Below are 20847 nucleotides of genomic sequence, written 5' to 3'. Positions count from 1 at the left end.
CAAACTCATTGAAAAATAAGCCTACCTGTGTAAAATTGCTGTACCTCAACAGTCGGTGGCTGGTTTACCGATATTAAATTACCTGTTCCGCGTAATTCTCCTGTTAGAGATTGTTGCGGATTTACAATCATATCATTACTACCACGATGATATACATTAACATGCTCTGCTATTAATGAAGCACCTTCAAAACGTCCAGCACCAGAATAAAAACCTACAAATAACTCTTCAACATTTCCTGAAATATAAAATGATGAAAAATTGTTTGCCACAGCTCTTAACTCGGTTGTTTGTATATGCATTCTAAAATCACCAACAGTAAAACTTCCTTCATAATTATCATCTTCAGAAAATAGTTTCAAACTTGGATAAGTTAACACACCATCAGAAATAATATCATACTGCGAAGAGCTTCTTATTTCTTTAATATTTGGAGCTGTTATATAAACAACTGTTGGCGCATATTCTCTAACAAAATTACAAATATTATCATCTGTTAGCTGCAGCTGGTTTCCAACCACTTCTACGTGCACATCATTTATTAGGTTACTTCCTGTTTCTACAACAACAGTTGTATTTAAACCTTCTTTTAAAACAACTGAAACATTTCGGTTTACTAAAATACGTTCAAAATCAGAAACCGAAATCTCTTCTTGTATTTTATTACCAATGGTTTGAAAACAATCATTAGCATCTTCACTATTACATGCTAAAAAAAGTATGGCTACTAGTATATATATTGATTTTTTCATATTACAATCGTATTCCTACTCCTAATTCTACAGCTTCGGCTTTTGCACCGTGAGATTTTAAGGTTAAACCTGCAAAAATATTTTTTCCAAAATAACGTTTCAACCCAATTCGCAAATATGTTCTACCCTCAAAATCAAACGGATAATAGACATAATATCCAAACTGTGTTACTAAAGACATTTTATTAATGAATAACTCGTGCCCTGCAAACAAACCTATACGCTTCCAGTCTTCATCACCACTTACGCCTTCTTCAGGTACAGAAACGGATTGGTAATAAATTAATTCTTTTAAAAATTCAGAGAAAAAAGCATCTACTCCTAATTGTACTGCGCTTTTACGACCTAATCTTTTATCTGCGTAAGCTGATACTACCCAAAAAGGAAACTGCCCACTTCCTATAACATCACTTTCATTGATTCCTCCACGAAGAACCAAATTAAACTTGATTGGTTCTGTAAATTTTTCTTTTGAATGATTGGTAATATATGCTGGCTCCTCATCTTCTAAATTATAAGTTACTCCAAGGTTAAATGCTATTGTATTTGTACTAGTATTTGGCGCTTTAACATTGGCATTAGAATAATGAATTAAACTAATCCCGGCTTGCAAGCCAAATTTATCAAACAAGCATTCTTTCTTATAATTAAGCATTAAGTAAGTTGTACTTAAAATACGAGATCCAAAAGCAATATTTTTAAAATTATCCTCTTTATCATAAGGATTGGTATTATAGGCCAAACCTTGACCAATACGGAACATTAAATTTCGCTTTAAGAAATAAAAATTGTAATGCGCATACAACGAATAATTATCTCCTAAAACATCATTTTTTAAATCTTGGTAAATAAAAGACAATCCATAGTCAGGATAATTATAATCTTCTTCCCAAGTTTGATTACCAAATGTTTTTTTATTCCAACTAACAATAACACCTTCCGGATGCCCTTGTATTAGGTGTAAAATATCATTATTGTGAAGTACTATGTTTCCTGTAAAGTAATTGACATCAAAAGAGGATGTTGTCGTTTTTTCGTTTTGAGAAAATCCCAAACCAAAAAAGAAGCAAAAAATACCAATAAAAATGCGTTTCATAATTTAACTTATGACGCAAAAATAACAGAATATTTAGAACAAATGCTCTGCAATGGCTTTTATGTTATCACTTTTACCCATTGAGTAATAATGTAATACTGGCACACCTGCGTTTTGTAATTCTTTAGATTGTTTAATCGCCCATTCTACACCAACTTGTCTCACAGCTTTATTGTCTTTACAATCCTCAACCGCATCAATTAAGTCTTCTGGTAAATCTATTTTAAATACTTGTGGTAATAATTGTAAATGTTTTTTAGTCGCAATTGGCTTTATCCCTGGAATTATTGGCACTGTAATTCCTGCTTGTTTCGCAGCTTCAACAAATTCAAAATATTTTTTATTATCAAAAAACATTTGTGTTACGACGTAATCAGCACCACAATCTACTTTGTGTTTTAAGCGTTTTAAATCACTTTGTAACGAAGGTGCTTCAATGTGTTTTTCTGGATAACCAGCAACACCTATGCAAAAGTCAGCTTTATCGCTAGCTTCAATAACATCGTGCAAGTATTTTCCTTTATTCAAATTTTGAATTTGCTCAACCAATTCACTAGCATATTGATGACCTCCTTTTGACGGCTCAAAATACTTTTGATGACTCATAGCATCTCCTCGTAATGCCATAACATTGTCAATTCCTAAATAGTGGCAATCTACAAGTAAATATTCGGTTTCTTCTCTACTAAAACCGCCACATAACACATGCGGAACTGTATCAACGTTGTATTTATATTTTAAAGACGCACAAATCCCAACAGTTCCTGGTCGCATACGCGTAATTTTTCGATCTAACAAACCGTCTTTTTCTATATAAACATGTTGTTCCCTAGACGTTGTTACATCAATAAATGGTGGCTTGAACTCCATTAAAGGATCAATATTGTTGTATAACTCTTTAATGTTACTTCCTTTTTGTGGCGGAATAATTTCAAACGAAAACAAAGTTTTTCCGTTAGCGTTTTTTATATGTTCTGTTACTTTCATTGTTAGTGTTTAGTTTTTGGTTATTAGTGTTTAGTTATTTCTAAAAACAAACAACTATAAACTATCAACCAAGTTTGGATTTAACCATTTTGCAGCATCTTCTTTGCTAATTTTTCTTCGTTTGGTGTAATCTTCTAATTGATCTTCGGTAATTTTTCCTAATCCAAAATATTTAGCTTCTGGATTTGCAAAATAATAACCGCTTACACTGGCTGCTGGCCACATCGCAAGACTTTCGGTTAATTTTACACCAATAGTTTCTTCAACTTTTAAAATGTCCCAAATGGTCTTTTTCTCTAAATGATCCGGACAAGCTGGATAACCTGGCGCAGGACGAATACCTTTATAACTTTCGGCAATTAAATATTCGTTAGTTAAATGGTCTTCAGATGCATAATTCCAATGTTTTGTTCGCACTTCTTTGTGTAAATATTCTGCAAAAGCTTCAGCTAATCTATCGGCTAATGCTTTAATCATTATGGAATTGTAATCGTCGTGATTGGCTTCAAAATCTTTAGCTAACTGCTCGGTTCCAAAACCTGTAGTCACGCAAAAACAACCTATATAATCTTGAATTCCTGTGTCTTTTGGCGCGATAAAATCGGCTAATGCAAAATTTGGAACGCCTTCTCGTTTTTTGAGTTGCTGACGCAGTGTTAGAAATTGGTGTTTGGTGTTCGGTGTTTGGTTTTCAACCGTAACCTCAATATCATCATCATTTACAGTATTTGCAGGAAACAACCCAAAAACTGCTTTGGCTTTCAATAGCTTTTCATCAAAAACTTTTTGAAGTAAGACTTTAGCGTCTTTAAACAATTCGGTTGCTTGTTTACCAACGATGCCGTCGGTTAAAATATCTGGATATTTTCCGTGTAAATCCCAACTTCTAAAAAATGGTGACCAATCGATATAATCGTCTAAAATCGTGATGTCAAAATCTTGAATATCTTGTATTCCTAATTGTTTTGGTTTTACAATGTCGGTTGTGTTCCAATCGATTTTAAACTTTCGTTCACGTGCTTCTTCAATAGAGACATATTCCTTTTGTTTCCCACGTTTTAAAAACTGCTCACGGAATTTTTCATATTCCTCACGAATCTGTTCTTTATACACTTTGTTATCTTTCTGCAACAGATTTCCAACAACCGTTACAGCTCTAGACGCATCGTTGACGTGTACAACAGTATTGGAATAATGTGGTGCAATTTTTACCGCAGAATGCGCTCTAGATGTTGTTGCGCCACCAATTAACAACGGAATATTAAATCCTTGTTTTTCCATTTCTTGCGAAACGTAAACCATCTCGTCTAACGATGGTGTAATTAAACCGCTTAATCCAATAACATCGACGTTTTCCTTTTTGGCAGTTTCAATGATTTTTTCTGGCGGCACCATGACGCCTAAATCTACAATCTCGTAGTTATTACAACCCAAAACTACACTCACAATATTTTTACCAATATCGTGTACGTCTCCCTTAACCGTCGCAAGAAGAATACGACCAGCACTTTTTGTAGAGGAATTCTTGGTTTCTTCAATAAACGGTTGCAAATAAGCGACCGCTTTTTTCATCACACGCGCCGATTTTACTACTTGAGGCAAAAACATTTTTCCGCTTCCAAACAAATCGCCAACCACATTCATTCCAGTCATTAAGTGACCTTCGATAACTTGAATAGGTTTGTTTACTGTTTGTCGCGCTTCTTCAACATCTTCAACAATAAAGGCATCAATTCCTTTTACTAAAGCGTGCGTAATGCGATCTTGTAAGGGTTCACTGCGCCATTCTTGTACCTTTGCTACATCGTCTTTTTTCTGCCCTTTTACGGTTTCGGCAAATTCTAGTAAGCGTTCGGTTGCATCATCTCGTTTGTCAAAAAGCACGTCTTCAACGTGTTCTAATAAATCTTTCGGAATTTCGTCATACACTTCCAACATGGTTGGATTTACGATTCCCATATTCATTCCGTGTTGAATCGCGTGATATAAAAATGCTGCGTTAATGGCTTCACGCACAACGTTGTTTCCTCTAAACGAAAATGACACATTACTTACACCACCAGAAACGCTGGCATAAGGTAGATTTTCTTTAATCCATTTTGTGGCATTAAAAAAGTCTAAAGCATTTAAACGATGCTCTTCCATTCCGGTTGCAACAGGAAAAATATTTGGGTCAAAAATGATGTCTTCTGGTGGAAATTGAACTTGATTTACCAATATATCGTACGAGCGTTTACAGATTTCAATCCTACGCTCATAGGTATCGGCTTGACCATCTTCATCAAACGCCATAACAATCACAGCTGCACCATAACGTTTGATAAGTTTTGCGTGATGAATAAAAGTCGCTTCGCCTTCTTTTAAACTGATAGAGTTTACAACCGATTTACCTTGTACGACTTGCAAACCAGCTTCAATGATTTCCCATTTAGAACTATCAATCATTATGGGCAAGCGTGCAATATCTGGCTCTGAAGCAATAAGATTTAAGAAGGTTACCATTGCGTGTTTTCCGTCAAGCATACCTTCATCCATATTGACATCTATGATTTGCGCGCCACCTTCCACTTGGTCTCTCGCAACATCTAATGCTTCGGCATAGTTTTCTTCTTTTATTAATCGTAAAAATTTACGCGAACCTGTAACGTTAGTACGCTCGCCAACGTTTATAAAATTACTTTCTAGCGTTATTATTAATGGTTCTAACCCTGATAATTTCAAGTATTTCTTACAGTCACTTTCTTTCATTGACATAGATTAAGAGATTCCTGCCTGCGCAGGAATGACACGTGGTTTGTAATTAGCAGCAACTTCAGCAATCGCTTTTATGTGTTCTGGTGTTGTACCGCAACAACCACCAATGATGTTTATTAAATCATCTTTAAGGTAGTTTTCAATAAGCTGTTGCATTTGTTTGGCTGTTTGGTCGTATTCGCCAAAAGCATTTGGTAATCCTGCGTTTGGATGTGCTGATGTGTAAAAATCGGTTTCGTGAGATAAACGTTTTAAATACGGTTGTAATTGGTCTGCACCAAGTGCGCAATTAAAACCAACACTTAACAAAGGAATATGTGATATTGAAATTAAAAACGCTTCTACAGTTTGACCAGATAATGTTCTACCAGAAGCATCGGTAATTGTTCCAGATACCATAACCGGAATGTCAATATTACGTTCTTCCTTAACTTCTTGAATAGCGAATAATGCTGCTTTGGCATTTAGTGTGTCGAAAATAGTTTCGACTAACAAAATATCGCTTCCGCCATCAATTAAAGCTTCGACTTGTTGTTTGTAAGCAACGCGTAATTCGTCAAAGGTTACTGCGCGATATTCTGGTCTGTTTACATCTGGACTTAAGCTTGCGGTACGGTTTGTTGGACCGATACTTCCTGCCACAAAACGTGGTTTTTCAGGATTCGCTTTTGTAAATTCATCAGCAACTTGTTTGGCTATTTTAGCGGATTCAAAATTTAACTCGTACACCAAATCTTCCATATGGTAATCTGCCATACCAATGGTTGTTCCAGAGAATGTATTGGTTTCAACTATATCTGCTCCAGCTTCAAAATACTTTCTATGTACTTCGGCAATAGCTTCTGGTTGTGTTAGCGATAATAAATCGTTATTTCCTTTTAATGGATGTTTAAAATCTTTGAATCTTGAACCACGAAAATCGTCTTCAGTAAAATTATAGCGCTGCAACATGGTTCCCATTGCGCCATCTAAAACTAAAATTCGGTGTTGTAATATTTTGAAAATGTCTGACATTTTATAATTTTTAAAATGTCATCATGAAAAGAGAGAAGAATAATTCTCGGGTTATCTGTCCCAAAAAATGGGTAGAATTTAGCACCTTCTTAAATTTCTTATTAAAGAAAATTAAGGGTTGCTAAGGCTTCAACGGGTCTATTCCCTCTGCCTTTCGTGATAACAAACAATATTAATTATGAACTATGGGACAAAGTAACGTAATAAAAAATTGAATCGCAATATTTATTCAAATAAATCTGAAGACAAATATCTATCACCAATGTCGCAAATAATTGCCACAATAACACCTTTATCTATAGTTTGCGCTATTTTTAAAGCTGATGCTACAGAGCCACCACTACTCATTCCTGCAAAAACGCCTTCTTGTGTTGCTAGTAAATTAGCTGTGTTTTTTGCGTCTTCTTCACTTATTTCTACAACTTGATCTACTTTTTTAGGATTAAATATTTTAGGTCTGTAAGCTTCTGGCCATTTTCTAATTCCCGGAATTTTCGCACCATCTTTAGGTTGCGCACCAACTATAGTTATGTTTGGATTTTGCTCTTTTAAGTAAGTAGATACGCCCATAATTGTACCTGTTGTACCCATTGCAGAGACAAAATGTGTGATTTGTTTATTGGTATCGCGCCAAATTTCAGGTCCTGTAGTTTTGTAATGCGCTTTCCAGTTATCGTCATTTGCAAACTGGTTTAGCATAAAATAGCCTTTTTCTTTATGAAGTCTTTCGGCTTCATCGCGAGCGCCTTCAATTCCAACTTCGGAAGATGTTAAAATTAATTTAGCACCATAAGCACGCATGGTTTTTATTCGTTCTTCAGTAGAATTTTCAGGCATTACTAAAATCATATTTACGCCTAATAATTTCGCAATAAAAGCTAATGCAATACCAGTATTACCACTAGTTGCTTCAACTAAAGTATCGCCAGGTTTAATATCACCTCGTTTTAAAGCTTCGCTTATCATATTAAATGCAGCACGATCTTTTACGCTTCCGCCAGGATTTTTTCCTTCAAGCTTTAAAAATAGTCTTACACCATCTTTTTTTAGGATGTTTTGAACTTCAATTAACGGCGTATTTCCTATTAAATTAGTTATTGATTGACTTTGTATCATGATGGTCTTGTGCTTATATTAATTTCTGACTTATAGGTCACTAATGAGTTTGGCGGAACAGATTGCGTAATCCATACATTGGCACCAATAACGCTGTTTTTTCCTATTACAATATCGCCTCCTAAAATAGTTGCGTTGGCGTAAATTGTTACATTATCTTCTATGGTTGGATGACGTTTGGTTTGCGACAAACTTTTTTTAACCGACAATCCACCTAAAGTAACACCTTGAAATATCTTGACATTGTTTTTGATAATACTAGTTTCTCCAATAACAATTCCTGTTCCGTGATCTATAAAAAATGAATCGCCAATGGTTGCTCCTGGATGAATATCTATACCTGTTTTTCCATGAACACACTCGCTCATCATTCTAGAAATAATAGGTAAATCCATTTTAAATAATTCGTGACTCATCCTGTAAATTGCTATGGCATGAAAGCCTGGATATGCTAGATAAATTTCTTGCAAACTCTTACAAGCTGGATCATTTTTTTCAGCAGCTTTGGCATCTAACTCAATTTTCTTTTTTATCGTTGGAAGCATACTTTCAAAAGTACTCCAAATGACTTCAGAGTCTTTATCTGTAATGTCTTCAACAACTGTTTTAAATATAGGTTTTAGCTGTTTCAGTTGTTCTTTTTGCCTTACTTCATCATCAAACAATGCATAGAACAATTGCTTTGTTACATCTGAAACGGTCTCTTTAATTCGTAAATTTATCTGCATGTCTTTATTATGAATGCTAAAATTACTATTACATTTTTAGTTTATCACAAGCTTTAAGATTTTATTAAAATAAAACCTCGTAGTAAAAAAATTTCACCACGAGGAATTACAACTAAATATACAGCAACTAATCATTAATCTATTGCTTGCACAACTGCTTTTGGCGCTTCTTTTCTGGTTCCATCAAAACCATCAACACCACTAACGGTTGTATACTTTAAAACATATTTTTTACCAGGATTGATAATTTTATAAGCTGATTGGCACATTAATGTTGCCTCGTGGAAACCACATAAAATCAGCTTTAATTTACCTTCGTAGGTATTAACATCGCCTATAGCAAAAACTCCAGGAATATTGGTTTGATAATCTAACGTATCAACTTTTATGGCATTTTTTTCAATCTCTAATCCCCAATCTGAAATAGGTCCAAGTTTTGGTGATAGACCAAACAGCGGAATAAAATGATCTGCTTCTAAAAGTATGTTTTCACCTTCTTTTTCGATAGTTACACCTTCGACATTTTGATTACCATGTATGGCTGTAACTTCAGCTGGTGTAATTAAATTAATCTTCCCTAAAAGCTTTAATTCTTTTACTTTTTCTACAGAATCTAAAGCGCCACGAAACTCGTTTCTTCTGTGAACCAAAGTTACTTCAGACGCAATATCAGCAAGAAAAATACTCCAATCTAAAGCCGAATCACCACCACCAGAAATCACTACTTTCTTGTCTCGATACACTTCTGGGTCTTTAATCATGTATTCAACACCTTTATCTTCGTAAAATTCTAGGTTTTCAATTTTAGGCTTTCTAGGTTCAAAACTTCCTAGTCCACCAGCAATTGCTACTACTGGTGCATGATGTTTTGTGCCTTTATTTGTTGTTACAATAAACGAACCGTCTTCTAACTTTTCTATGGTTTCTGCACGTTCTCCTAACGTAAAACCAGGTTCAAACTGCTTGCCTTGTTCCAATAAATTTTTGGTTAAATCGCCTGCTAAAATTTCAGGAAATCCAGGAATGTCATAGATTGGCTTCTTTGGGTAAATCTCTGAACATTGTCCACCTGGTTGTGCTAACGCATCTATTAAATGGCATTTTAATTTTAATAATCCTGCTTCAAAAACGGTAAATAATCCGGTTGGTCCTGCGCCTATTATTAATATATCGGTTTTAATCATGTTTAAATCTGTTTGTTTGAAATTAATGTTTTAGTCACATTGTTTAAGGTTTGAACTTTATGCTCAAAGTCGCCTTTAATTGTTTTTCTAAATCGGTTTAAATTTTGCACCAAATCGTCTATGTTTTCTGGAATGACATCCTCAAAAAACTGTCTTAAACGTTTTGCGGTTGTTGGTGATTTTCCGTTGGTAGAAATAGCTACTTTTACATGACCTTTAGTAACAATACCTCCTAAATAAAAATCGCACAACTCTGGTGTATCTGCTACATTTACCAATATGTGATTTGCTTTAGCATCGTTGTAAATTTGTTTATTTACTTCTGATTTGTCTGTCGCTGCAATAATTAAATCTTGATCCAATAAAAACGAATCGTGATAAGACATCTTGATTAACTTAACATCAAACTGCTTTGCTAATCTTATAACATCTGGTCTAAAAAAATTAGCAACCATTGTTACTTTAGCGTTTGGACTAGATTTTAGTAAAAACGTCAACTTTTCTAAAGCCACATAACCACCACCAACAATTAGCGTATTAATGCTATGCATTTTTATAAAAATTGGATATAAATTATTTCTTTCATTCATGGTTATGCTACTTTTAAAGTTTCTACTTGTTTAGCGATTGAATTAAGCGCAACACGTTGTTTTACAACATCACCAACAACAATAATTGCAGGATTAGACAGTTGCTGTTTTTTAACAACATCACAAATCGTATCTACAGTCCCAATGCCAAATTTTTCATCTTTTGTTGTTCCGTTTTGAATAATTCCTACTGCAGTATTTGCTTTACCTTCGGATGAAAACACATCCATAATTTGCTGTAGTTTTCCCATTCCCATAAGAATCACAACTGTTGCGGTAGATTTTGCTGCAAGCACAATATCATTAGACATATTATGTGATTTGGTTGTACCAGTAATCACCCAAAAACTTTCTGAAGCACCACGTTTTGTTAACGGAATCCCCTGAAACGCAGGCACTGCCAATGCTGAAGAAATACCAGGCACCACATAAGTTTCTAAACCAAAAGGCTTCACGTAATCTATCTCTTCGGCTCCACGACCAAACACAAAAGGATCGCCTCCTTTTAGTCTTACAACATGTCCTTTTGTTTTTGCTCGCTGAACAATTAATTCATTAATTTGTTCTTGTTGATAAGCATAACAACCTTTGCGTTTACCAACAAAAATCAGTTCTGCCTTTTTTGACGCATAGTCAAGCAAATCTTTGTTTATTAGAGCATCGTAAAGAATTACATCTGCCGATTGAATTGCTTTAATAGCCTTAAGCGTTATTAATTCTGGATCGCCAGGTCCTGCACCAACTATTGTTAATTTTGGAATTATTGTCTTCATCATCATGCTACTTTTTGATCGTTTTCACGATAGGTTTTTACTGTTTTTAAAAAGGCTTCAGCACTTTTAAAATATTGCTCTGCAAATGCTTTACTTGGAGCGTTTTCTTTAATTTGAAATACTAACTCTGAAAATGACACGTCTAGCGGAATACGCTTTGTAGCAACAAAATCTTCATCAAACTGCTTAATAATTCCTGCTTGAGAATTGGTAGATTTATTTTCTGTTAGCAATATTGCTTTAGCTGAATTTACAAACGCATTATACGTGTGATAAATAGCATGAGAATACACGTTGTTCTCTAACGCTTCTTTTGCCAGCTCAAGTTTTTCTTCACTTTCTAAAAATAAAGTTGAAATTAAATCGATAACTACACCAGCACATTCACCAATACCAATTGCTTTTTCATAAACTTCGGTATTTCCCCAATCGATAAAATCGTCTTGAGTTAAATTGCTTACGTCTGATAAGTCTGTAAGCATATCGTAAAAATACATTTGTCCTTTGTCTTGATAGTAATCTTCAAACGACAGGTTATTTGCGTTAATTTGAAAATCGTCTAACAAACGACGCAACGCTATTGGCGCACGACGACTTGGAACTTTTACTACTTTGTCTGCAAAAACACCTTGACCGTTACCTTTGTTTGCACCACCTAAAAGAACTTGCAATGCTGGTGCAACTAATTTATCTGGTGTACGAATTGACATACCTTGAAATCCAATATTTGCCATATTGTGTTGACCACAAGCATTCATACAACCACTAATTTTAATTACAAGATCTTTGTTATTTAAATATTGCGGATATTCAGTTTTAATGACGCGCTCTAATTCTTCAGTAATTCCTGTACTACTTGCTATTCCTAAATTACAAGTATCTGTTCCTGGACAAGCTGTAATATCTACTGCTTTGTTATAACCAGCTTCTGCAAAACCTAATTTGGATAATTCTTGATAGAAAAATGGCAATAAATCTTCCTTAACAAACGGAATTAATATGTTTTGGCGTAAGCTTAATCGTATTTCTCCTGCTGCATAATCTTCGACTAAATTAGCTAACAATCGTGCTTTGTCTGTATAAAAATCACCTAACAACACCTTTATTCCTATCGCTACATAACCATCTTGTTTTTGTTTGATAACATTGGTGTTTTTCCAAGTTTGAAAAGCTTTTTCATCTTTTATATCAACTTCGGGAGCAGTAACATTTACTGGTTTTGAAACTGGATAATGTTCTGCATCAATTGGAACAGATGTAAATTCTATTGCTTTTTGTTCTTCTGCTACAAGTCGCTTAAATTCTTCTAAACCAATATCTTTTATTAAGAATTTCATACGCGCTTTTGCACGACTTTTACGTTCGCCATAACGATCAAAGATGCGCAAAACACCTTCCATTACTGGAATAATTTTATCACTAGGCAAAAATTCATAAAACACATCGGCATGTCGTGGTTGCGAACCTAATCCGCCACCAAGCATCACTTTAAAGCCACGTACATTGTTTTCAACTTTTGCGATAAAGCCTAAATCGTGCATGTAAGACAGTCCTGTATCTTCGTCTGATGCTGAAAAAGACACTTTAAACTTACGTCCCATTTCTTGACAAATTGGGTTACGCAAAAAGAACTTAAACAAAGCATCTGCATAAGGTGACACATCAAAAGGTTCGTTTACGTCAATTCCAGCAGTTTCGCTTGCTATTACATTTCTTACCGTATTACCACAAGCTTCACGAAGGGTTACATCATCTCGTTCTAATTCTGCCCAAAGCTCTGGCGTTCTATCAAGATCTACATAATGAATTTGTATATCTTGTCTAGTTGTAATGTGCAACCTTCCGCGAGAATATTCGTCTGAAACATCTGCAATACGGCGTAATTGCTTACTTAACACCTTTCCGTAAGGCAATTTTATACGAATCATTTGAACACCTTGCTGTCTTTGCCCATAAACACCACGAGCAAGACGTAAGCTTCTAAACTTTTCTTCATCAATGTTTCCATTATGGAATAGCTCAATTTTTCTGGCTAATTCTATAATGTCTTTCTCTACAACTGGATTTTCTATTTCTGTTCTAAAACTCTGCATGGTGCGTCGCTTTTTTTATTGTAAATGAATTCCGCACTCTCTACTTTGAAGTGCTTTTATTGGGTCGAAATAATCGACGTTTTTGGTTAAATTATGCTTTGCAACGTAAGCGTCTAAATCGGCATCTGTCCAATAGTAAAATGGACTCACTTTTAAAATGCCGTTTTTACTTAAGCTTAAAATATCTTTCTTATTTCTTAACTCGGTTTGTCTTACACGAATATTCGTAAACCATACTTCAGGATTGTGTTCTTTTAAAGCTCTTTTGAAGGGTTCCAATTTTACAACCTCTGAAAACTGATCGAAATTATCATCTTCTAATGATGGAAAACCTATAGTTTTTTCAACCTCTTCTTTACTCAATAACGATTGGTATTTACGAAGATTTAAATGATACTTCTCTGTAATATTTTTAGCATGTTCATAAGTACTTGGTTGATTGTATAACGTATCGCACCAAACAACCTTTATGTCGTTACTATGCTTGGTTATGGTACTTAACAAAACTTCAGAGTATACGCCAAAACTTGTTGTTACTATGTTATTATTTGTTAATCGCAATGCCCAATCAATGATTTCATCAGGTGTTTTATCTTTTAATACTTGGTTCCAATATGCTATATCTATCGTTTGTCCTATCATCTATTTTTTTATTTTTACTATATTCCTATCGGAATAGTAGGAATTAAAAACAAAACTATATAAAAATATTTAACGAACAACCTTTTAAAGGTTAAATTTTTTAAAATTTTAAGTTGAAATTGTACGCAATCGTTTGAAATTCAATTAAATTAAATCTGCCAATGATTTATTGTTGAAAATTTGCAGTGTGCTATCCCTAACTTCAATCATTAAGCTATGAACAGCACAGGCTGTTTCGTCTGGACAATCATCGCATTTTTCATAAAAATTCAAACTCACGCATGGCACCATAGCAATAGGACCTTCAAGGATTCTCATGATTGGTGCCATTTTAATATCCTTGGGATCTTTAAGAAGATAATAACCTCCATTTTTACCTTTTTTAGACCCTAAAAACCCATTCTTACGAAGCGTTAATAAAATACTCTCCAGAAATTTTCTGGAGATATTTTCACTTTCGGAAATAGCACTGATTTGAACAGGTTTGTTTCCTTCCTGTCGTGCTAAATACGTTAGCGCTTTTAGTCCATATTTGGTTTTCTTTGAAAGCATAAATTCAAAGATAACCAAAATCTGTTATCAACCTAACGCTTGGTCTAAATCGGCAATAATATCCTCATAATGCTCCAACCCTACTGACACACGTACCAAGCCATCAGAAATTCCAACTTCAAGTCTATCAGCTTCATTCAATTTACTATGTGTTGTTGATGCTGGATGCGTTGCTATACTTCTGGTATCTCCCAAATTTGCTGATAATGACAATAGTTGCAATTTGTTTAAAAACTGTCTTCCGGCTTCAATACCTCCTTTTATTTCAAAAGCAACAATACTACCGCCTTTTTTCATTTGCTTTTTAGCTATGTCATATTGTGGATGCGATTTTAAAAACGGATATTTTACCAATTGCACATTTTTATGCGACTCTAAAAACTCTGCTACTTTTAACGCATTTTCACAATGTCTATCAACACGAACAGAAAGTGTCTCCAAGCTTTTTGATAATACCCACGCATTAAATGGTGATAATGCTGGACCTGTATTTCTTGAAAACAGATAAATTTCTCTAATCAAATCAGCTTTACCAACAGTAACACCACCTAAAACACGACCTTGACCATCTATTAATTTAGTTGCTGAATGAATAACCAAATCTGCTCCAAATTTAATAGGGTTTTGTAAATATGGTGTTGCAAAACAGTTATCTATCACCAATAGTAAATTGTGTTTTCTAGCGATGTTTCCTAGCAACTCTAAATCTAAAATATCAACTGCTGGATTGGTTGGTGTTTCAGCATAGAGAATTTTAGTATTTGGTTGAATAAGGCTTTCAATTTTATCAATTTCATTTACTTTGAAATAGCTCGTTTCAATATTCCATTTTGGTAAAAATTTGGTAAACAAACTATGTGTTGACCCAAAAACGCTTCGGCAAGATACCACATGATCGCCAGCATTTAACAAAGCAGCAAATGTTGAAAACACAGCCGACATTCCTGTTGCGTATGCATAACCAGCTTCAGCACCTTCTAACTTGCAAATTTTATCTACAAACTCTGATGTGTTTGGGTTTGTAAATCGGCTGTAAATATTACGCTCTTTTTCTTCGGCAAATGAAGCACGCATATCTTCGGCATCTTCAAACACAAAACTACTGGTTAAGTGCAATGGCGTTGAATGCTCTAAATACTGCGAACGCTCCATTTGTGTGCGTATCGCTTGGGTTTCAAAATGGTTTTCTTTGCTCATTATCTTTAGTTTTTTTCTTTTAATTAATATGTTTTGAAAGGCGTAAAATATCTCCAAAAACACCTCTTGCAGTAACTTCTGCGCCTGCTCCAGCTCCTTGAATTACAATAGGATGTTCGCCATACGATTCGGTGAAAATTTCAAAAATAGCATCAGCTCCTTTTACTTGCCCTAAAGCACTATCTTCAGGAATTGACACCAATTTCACTTCTAGATTTCCTTTGTCTTGTTGTAAATCTCCAGATAAATCACCAACATATCGCAATACATGGTTTGGTTGTTGTTTATCTTTTACATTCTGAAATTCTGAATCAAGAACATCTAATTGCTGTAAAAATTCTGCAACCGAAATATCACGATATGCTTCAGGTATTAAATTTTGAATAGCAACATCATCAAACTCGTTTATCAAATCCAATTCGCGAGCCAGAATTAGTAGTTTCCTTGCCACATCATTTCCTGAAAAATCTTCACGTGGATCTGGTTCGGTAAAGCCTTTATCAATCGTTTCTTGAACAATGGTGCTAAATGGTTTATCCTGAACCGAAAAGTTATTGAACAAGTAACTTAATGTTCCTGAAAACACACCACGAATACGTGTAATATTCTCACCAGATTCATGTAATAGTTTAATGGTGTCTATTAACGGTAAACCTGCGCCAACCGTAGTTTCGTACAAGTATTGCTTGTTGTTTTCTTTTAAATGTTGACGTAAATCTGCATAGAAATCATGCGAAATGGTATTGGCAATTTTGTTAGACGACACCAAGTCGAAACCTGCTTCTACCAATGGTTTGTAATTCTCATGAAATGCTTTGCTTGCTGTGTTATCAACAGCAATAAGATTTTCAAAATGATGCGCTTTAGCAAACTCAATAACGTCTTGAATACTATAGTTTTCTTTAGCTGAAGTAATCTCGATTTTCCAGTTTTCTGAAACGCCATGTTTTGCTAACAATAGTTTTTTAGAATTGGCAATAGCGAACACATTTAAGTTAATGCCTTTACGCTTTTCAATCTCTGTTTTTGATTTTAAAATTTGATTAATCAAAGCGCCACCAACCAATCCGTGACCAAAAATAGCGATGTTTATCTTTTTTGAAATTCCGAAAATTTCACCATGAATTACATTTACAGCTTTATGCAATTGTGTTTTTTTAACCACCAAACTCACATTACGACCTGTAACCGTATTGTTGAACAACAACGGTGTAATTTGATTTTTAATTAACGCATTGAATGGCTTGTGAAACGAACTTAACTCGATACCAATTATTGAAATCACCGCAACGTCATCTACCACTTCAATTTTATTAACATCTTTTGAGTAAAAATCGGTTTCAAACTCACGTTCTAAAGCAATAACCGCTTGTGTAGCTTGCGCGGAATTTATCACCAAACCAATACCTCTTTCAGAAGATCCTTGAGATACAATACTCACACTAATTCCGTAATTGCTCAACGCCTTAAAAATCCTCGCATCAACACCAACTTTACCTAACAAACCACGACCTTCTAAATTTATAAGCGCAACATCTTCTAGAACTGACAAAGACGTAACCTCTTTGTTGCTTGATTTTGCTGTGATTAACGTTCCTTCATCTTCAGGGTTGAACGTATTTAAAATACGAAGATTGATATTCTTTTCAACTAGCGGAATAATGGTTTTGGCATGTAAAACGCTTGTACCGAAGTTCGCCAATTCGTTAGCTTCGTTAAAGGATAACTCCCTGATTTTTTGGGCATCTTCTACCAAATCTGGATTTGCTGTGTAAATACCATTTACATGCGTGTAATTTTGCAGTTCTTCGGCATCTAAATAGTTTGCCAATAATGACGCTGAATAATTGCTTCCATTTCTGCCCAACAAGGTCGTTTCTCCATTTTGATTAGAACCGATAAACCCAGTTACAACGTTTACAGTTGTACCATTATAGCTTTTAAAATGCGCCAAAACATTGTCTTTAGATTGCTTATCTTGAGGTTGTGCATTTGTATAATCTGCATCTGTTTTTATCAAAACTCTGGCATCTGTTGGGTTGGCGTTAACACCTTTTGATTTTAATAATTCTGAAATCAATTTCACAGATAGTAATTCGCCATATGACAATACTTGCGCTTTAATTTTATCGCTATAATCACCAAGCAGTTTAACACCTTCAAAAATATTGTTCAATTCTGAAAATTCTTCAGTAAAATCAATACTTGATAAAGGTTCTGTTTGATAACTTTTAAACGTTTCAAAAGCAGTTTGATAATCTTGTTTTTTGGCAGCTTTCTCCAAAATAGCTTCTAAAGTATCAGTTGCTTTCCCTCTAGCCGAAACCACAACCGCAATACGCTCGCCTTCATTTACTTTATGCTCTATAATTGACAACACGCGGTTTAATCCGTCGCCATTAGCAAGCGATTTCCCTCCAAATTTTAATACTTTCATTCTTTTATTTTTGGTTTCAGGTCTAAAAATGCCTTCTATAATCTGTTCTAATTGTTCAAATTCTATTAAAAATGCATCGTGTCCGTGACTGGAATGAATTTCACTGTAGGTCACATTAGGATGAGTTAATGCCAATTGGCGTTGGGTTTCGCGGTTTTCTTCAGCGGTAAAAAACAAATCGGAATCTACACCAACAATGGCAATGTTAGATTTTATAATATCCAATACATTTACATTATCGCCTCTACCACACGTAACATCAATGGTTTTTAGTAATTGATTCATGAGTTTGTAAGCCGATAGTTGAAAACGCTCTTGCAGTTTTTTTCCGTGATGCAACAACCAACTTTCCACATTAAAGATTTCTAAATCATCATTTTTACTACGTTGAAAACGCTCTTTAAACGATTGTGGCGTTCGGTAACACAACATCGCGTGCATGCGTGCATCGTGAACCGGATTGTTTGAGTTCACCAAGAATTGCTCTTGAATTTGACAGTTGGCAATTAACCAATCGGTAGATTTCCAGTCGGTTGCCACAGGAATTAAATATTCGGCTAGATTTGGTGACAAAAACGCCATTTCCCAAGCAATTCCACCACCAAGCGAACCTCCAATTAGCGCAAAAAGTTTATCAATTTGTAATGCTTTTAAGCCTAAAAGAAATATGTTTGCGATATCTCTTGCTACAAAATCTTTATAGTTTTCAACCGCAAATCCGTCGTAACCATTTCCTGGAATATTGAATGCTAAAATGGTATATTTTTGGGTATCGATAACTTTGTTATCACCTATTAAATCTGTCCACCAACCATCTTTACCAGCAACATTACTATTTCCGGTAAGTGCGTGATTTACCATTACAATGGGTGCTTCTCCTAAAGGTTTTCCAAAGGTTTGATAAGACAATTTAATTGTAATGCTCACATTGCTTTCTAGCAAGACATTGTCTAATAAAACATATTTAAGTTTGCTCATGTTTGATTTATAAATTTTAAAAAATCAAAAAGTCAAAACACCACTTTTGTGAGGACTTAAATAGAATATGTTAAAAAGAAATTACGTAATTACAGGACTGTAATTAGTTTTGTGTTATCTATCTAATTGAAATTTTCGATTGTACTCGAAATAACAAAAAGTAGAATTTAGCACCTTCTTAAATAAAGATTCCTATTTCCACAGGAATTTAAGGGTTGCCAAGGTTTCATAGGGTCTATTCCCTCCACCTTTCTTGATAACATTTCAATAAGTAATTTGAACTTTGTGAGTGCAAATATTCAGTTAGAAAATTTTAATATCCAAATAATTTTGATTTTTTTTATAAAATCTCTTTAAAAAAATCAGGCGTATTGTTCTAAATATTTCTCTTTAATAATCTGTGCTACAGGCTTGTTTTCAATCTTACTTTCTAACCAAGAAATAATATCAAGATACAAAAATGCACGACGCTCATAAGGATGATTTTCGTATTGCTTAAGCTGTTTATGAAACTTAACAAATGCTTTTTTAATATCATGCGGAAAAATATCTTGAAGTCCTCGAATAAACCTAATCATTTCTTTTTGAACTTCGTTTAAGTCATTGATTTTCAGTAGATATTTATAAGTATCTCTTAATAAACGCTCCAAATGATAATCTAGACCTTCTTCATAATGCGCCACAACGTTTAAAACACGAGAAAAACACTGTAAATCCTCACGCATAGAAAGCGATTTATTAGAAATTATCTTATTTAAATAATGAATACATTCTCGATTATTTCCTGCCCCAAAATGCATACTCGCAAACTTGTAATAGAAAATCATGGTGTGATGTTCATCTATTCTATCTTGATATTTTGGTAGTGCTGTTTCAATTTTAGGAATTAACTGCAAGCCTTCGTGAAAACTGCCATCTACAAAATAGTAATTCACACTATTTACATTGTAATATAAGAATGATAAGGCTTCTACATTTTCATCTTTATTAAATGATGGCGTATTGATAATGTCTTCAAATTTATCGAGGTATTCTTTAAATTTATCTTTGTTTTTTATGTAAAAAAGCGACTCCAATAAATAGTTATTTCCTTTTATAAAAAACACAGGATTTAGGTGAATCATTTCAGGATTTTGCTCAAAAAGAGATACCCACTTTAAAGCAAATTTATAGCAGTTTAAAAAATCTTGCATTAAAAAACTATACCACAAATAGGCTTTATACAACCATAGTTTTTCTCTAAAACCTAACTGTGAAATGTCATATCTAGGTAATCTGGCGTTAAAATAATCTTGTATTTCTTTAGCATCATCTTGGTTTTTAGCGTAACCAAATTTTAGGAAAAGTCCGTATAACTGCAAAGATAAATTTGAGAGTTTACTGGCAATCACATTGGCTTGACTCAACTCTTTGGCTTGTATTGTAAGTTCATCTGCACGACCACTGATACTACGTGTAATATACTGCGATTCAATAACCTTTTCCAGCTCTACAATTTCATAAGCTAGATTTTTTTCTTCATGCTGTATCGCAACATCTTTAGCTTTATCTAAAATTTTCAATGCCTGCTTATACAAACCTTTATGATACAAAATAGACGCAAAATCTAGCTGTTCTCTTATTTGAGAACGTGTGTTTTGGTGCGACGGACTCAAACGCAAACTAATTAAAATTTGCTTGTACAAATGCGCTTTTACATTAGCTAATTGCTGCTTTTTAATATTGGCATTTTTTAAAATAGCAACCTCATCATACGATGACAACTTATCCATAACATTAAACAAATTCAAAAATTTTGAATCATCATTCACACCCAATCTGCCAACATACAATTTAAACTGGCGTTTTTCAGATTTGGTCATGGATTTTACCAACGAAAACAAATTATCTTTTTGGTCTTTAGTCATCAAACAAATTAAATATTAACTAATTGAAATACAGTGTTGTAAATTAA

General features: G+C 34.3%; 16 protein-coding genes and 2 riboswitches. All 16 genes read right to left on the bottom strand.

Features of this window, described 5'->3' with window-relative positions; all coding sequences use genetic code 11:
• Window positions 1-5 precede the first annotated feature (5 nt).
• A complete protein-coding gene (locus tag ACN5J3_RS03265) occupies window positions 6-752 on the bottom strand; it encodes a head GIN domain-containing protein (protein ID WP_418510755.1) in 747 nt (248 codons plus the stop codon).
• A gap of 1 nt (window position 753) precedes the next feature.
• Window positions 754-1848, bottom strand: a complete 1095-nt coding sequence (locus ACN5J3_RS03260; RefSeq protein ID WP_418510754.1) for an acyloxyacyl hydrolase — start codon at window positions 1846-1848, stop codon at window positions 754-756.
• A 33-nt stretch (window positions 1849-1881) separates the two neighbouring features.
• Entirely contained in the window at window positions 1882-2835 is a 954-nt protein-coding gene (metF, locus tag ACN5J3_RS03255) for a methylenetetrahydrofolate reductase [NAD(P)H] (protein ID WP_418510753.1), read from the bottom strand.
• 54 nt (window positions 2836-2889) lie between these two features.
• The gene (gene metH / locus ACN5J3_RS03250) at window positions 2890-5583 is read right to left on the bottom strand and encodes a methionine synthase (protein WP_418510752.1); all 2694 of its coding nucleotides are present in this window, start codon (window positions 5581-5583) and stop codon (window positions 2890-2892) included.
• A 9-nt stretch (window positions 5584-5592) separates the two neighbouring features.
• Window positions 5593-6603: a homocysteine S-methyltransferase family protein gene (locus tag ACN5J3_RS03245; RefSeq protein ID WP_418510751.1), complete on the bottom strand. Its 1011-nt coding sequence runs from the start codon at window positions 6601-6603 to the stop codon at window positions 5593-5595.
• A 48-nt stretch (window positions 6604-6651) separates the two neighbouring features.
• A riboswitch (SAM riboswitch) is annotated at window positions 6652-6769 on the bottom strand.
• 59 nt (window positions 6770-6828) lie between these two features.
• Window positions 6829-7719 carry a cysteine synthase CysM gene (cysM, locus tag ACN5J3_RS03240; RefSeq protein WP_418510750.1) on the bottom strand — a complete coding sequence of 297 codons (891 nt, stop codon included), beginning with the start codon at window positions 7717-7719 and terminating at the stop codon, window positions 6829-6831.
• A complete protein-coding gene (gene epsC / locus ACN5J3_RS03235; protein ID WP_134200892.1) occupies window positions 7716-8447 on the bottom strand; it encodes a serine O-acetyltransferase EpsC in 732 nt (243 codons plus the stop codon). Before epsC ends, cysM begins: the two co-directional genes overlap by 4 nt.
• 134 nt (window positions 8448-8581) lie before the next feature.
• Window positions 8582-9631: an NAD(P)/FAD-dependent oxidoreductase gene (locus ACN5J3_RS03230; RefSeq protein ID WP_418509183.1), complete on the bottom strand. Its 1050-nt coding sequence runs from the start codon at window positions 9629-9631 to the stop codon at window positions 8582-8584.
• Between the two features lie 2 nt (window positions 9632-9633).
• Entirely contained in the window at window positions 9634-10221 is a 588-nt protein-coding gene (locus tag ACN5J3_RS03225) for a precorrin-2 dehydrogenase/sirohydrochlorin ferrochelatase family protein (RefSeq protein WP_418510749.1), read from the bottom strand.
• 2 nt (window positions 10222-10223) lie between these two features.
• Window positions 10224-10994: a uroporphyrinogen-III C-methyltransferase gene (gene cobA, locus ACN5J3_RS03220; protein WP_418510824.1), complete on the bottom strand. Its 771-nt coding sequence runs from the start codon at window positions 10992-10994 to the stop codon at window positions 10224-10226.
• A 2-nt stretch (window positions 10995-10996) separates the two neighbouring features.
• Complete coding sequence (locus ACN5J3_RS03215) at window positions 10997-13087, bottom strand: HEPN domain-containing protein (RefSeq protein ID WP_418510748.1); 2091 nt, start codon at window positions 13085-13087, stop codon at window positions 10997-10999.
• Window positions 13088-13102: 15 nt separating this feature from the next.
• Window positions 13103-13729, bottom strand: a complete 627-nt coding sequence (locus tag ACN5J3_RS03210; RefSeq protein ID WP_418510747.1) for a phosphoadenosine phosphosulfate reductase family protein — start codon at window positions 13727-13729, stop codon at window positions 13103-13105.
• A 144-nt stretch (window positions 13730-13873) separates the two neighbouring features.
• Window positions 13874-14281, bottom strand: coding sequence for an RrF2 family transcriptional regulator (locus tag ACN5J3_RS03205; RefSeq protein WP_418510746.1), 408 nt, complete (start codon window positions 14279-14281; stop codon window positions 13874-13876).
• A gap of 27 nt (window positions 14282-14308) precedes the next feature.
• Window positions 14309-15478: a trans-sulfuration enzyme family protein gene (locus ACN5J3_RS03200; protein ID WP_418510745.1), complete on the bottom strand. Its 1170-nt coding sequence runs from the start codon at window positions 15476-15478 to the stop codon at window positions 14309-14311.
• A 19-nt stretch (window positions 15479-15497) separates the two neighbouring features.
• Window positions 15498-18893 (bottom strand): bifunctional aspartate kinase/homoserine dehydrogenase I, encoded by a 3396-nt coding sequence (gene thrA / locus ACN5J3_RS03195; protein WP_418510744.1) that lies wholly within the window; start codon window positions 18891-18893, stop codon window positions 15498-15500.
• A gap of 111 nt (window positions 18894-19004) precedes the next feature.
• A riboswitch (SAM riboswitch) is annotated at window positions 19005-19156 on the bottom strand.
• A gap of 99 nt (window positions 19157-19255) precedes the next feature.
• The gene (locus ACN5J3_RS03190) at window positions 19256-20800 is read right to left on the bottom strand and encodes a hypothetical protein (RefSeq protein ID WP_418510743.1); all 1545 of its coding nucleotides are present in this window, start codon (window positions 20798-20800) and stop codon (window positions 19256-19258) included.
• Window positions 20801-20847 lie beyond the last annotated feature (47 nt).

The sequence above is a fragment of the Corallibacter sp. genome, from assembly GCF_048381695.1.
In the GTDB taxonomy this organism is placed as follows: Bacteria; Bacteroidota; Bacteroidia; order Flavobacteriales; family Flavobacteriaceae; genus Corallibacter; species Corallibacter vietnamensis.
Note: the sequence above shows the minus strand (reverse complement) of the source record. Positions and strands in the feature narration are given on the sequence as shown.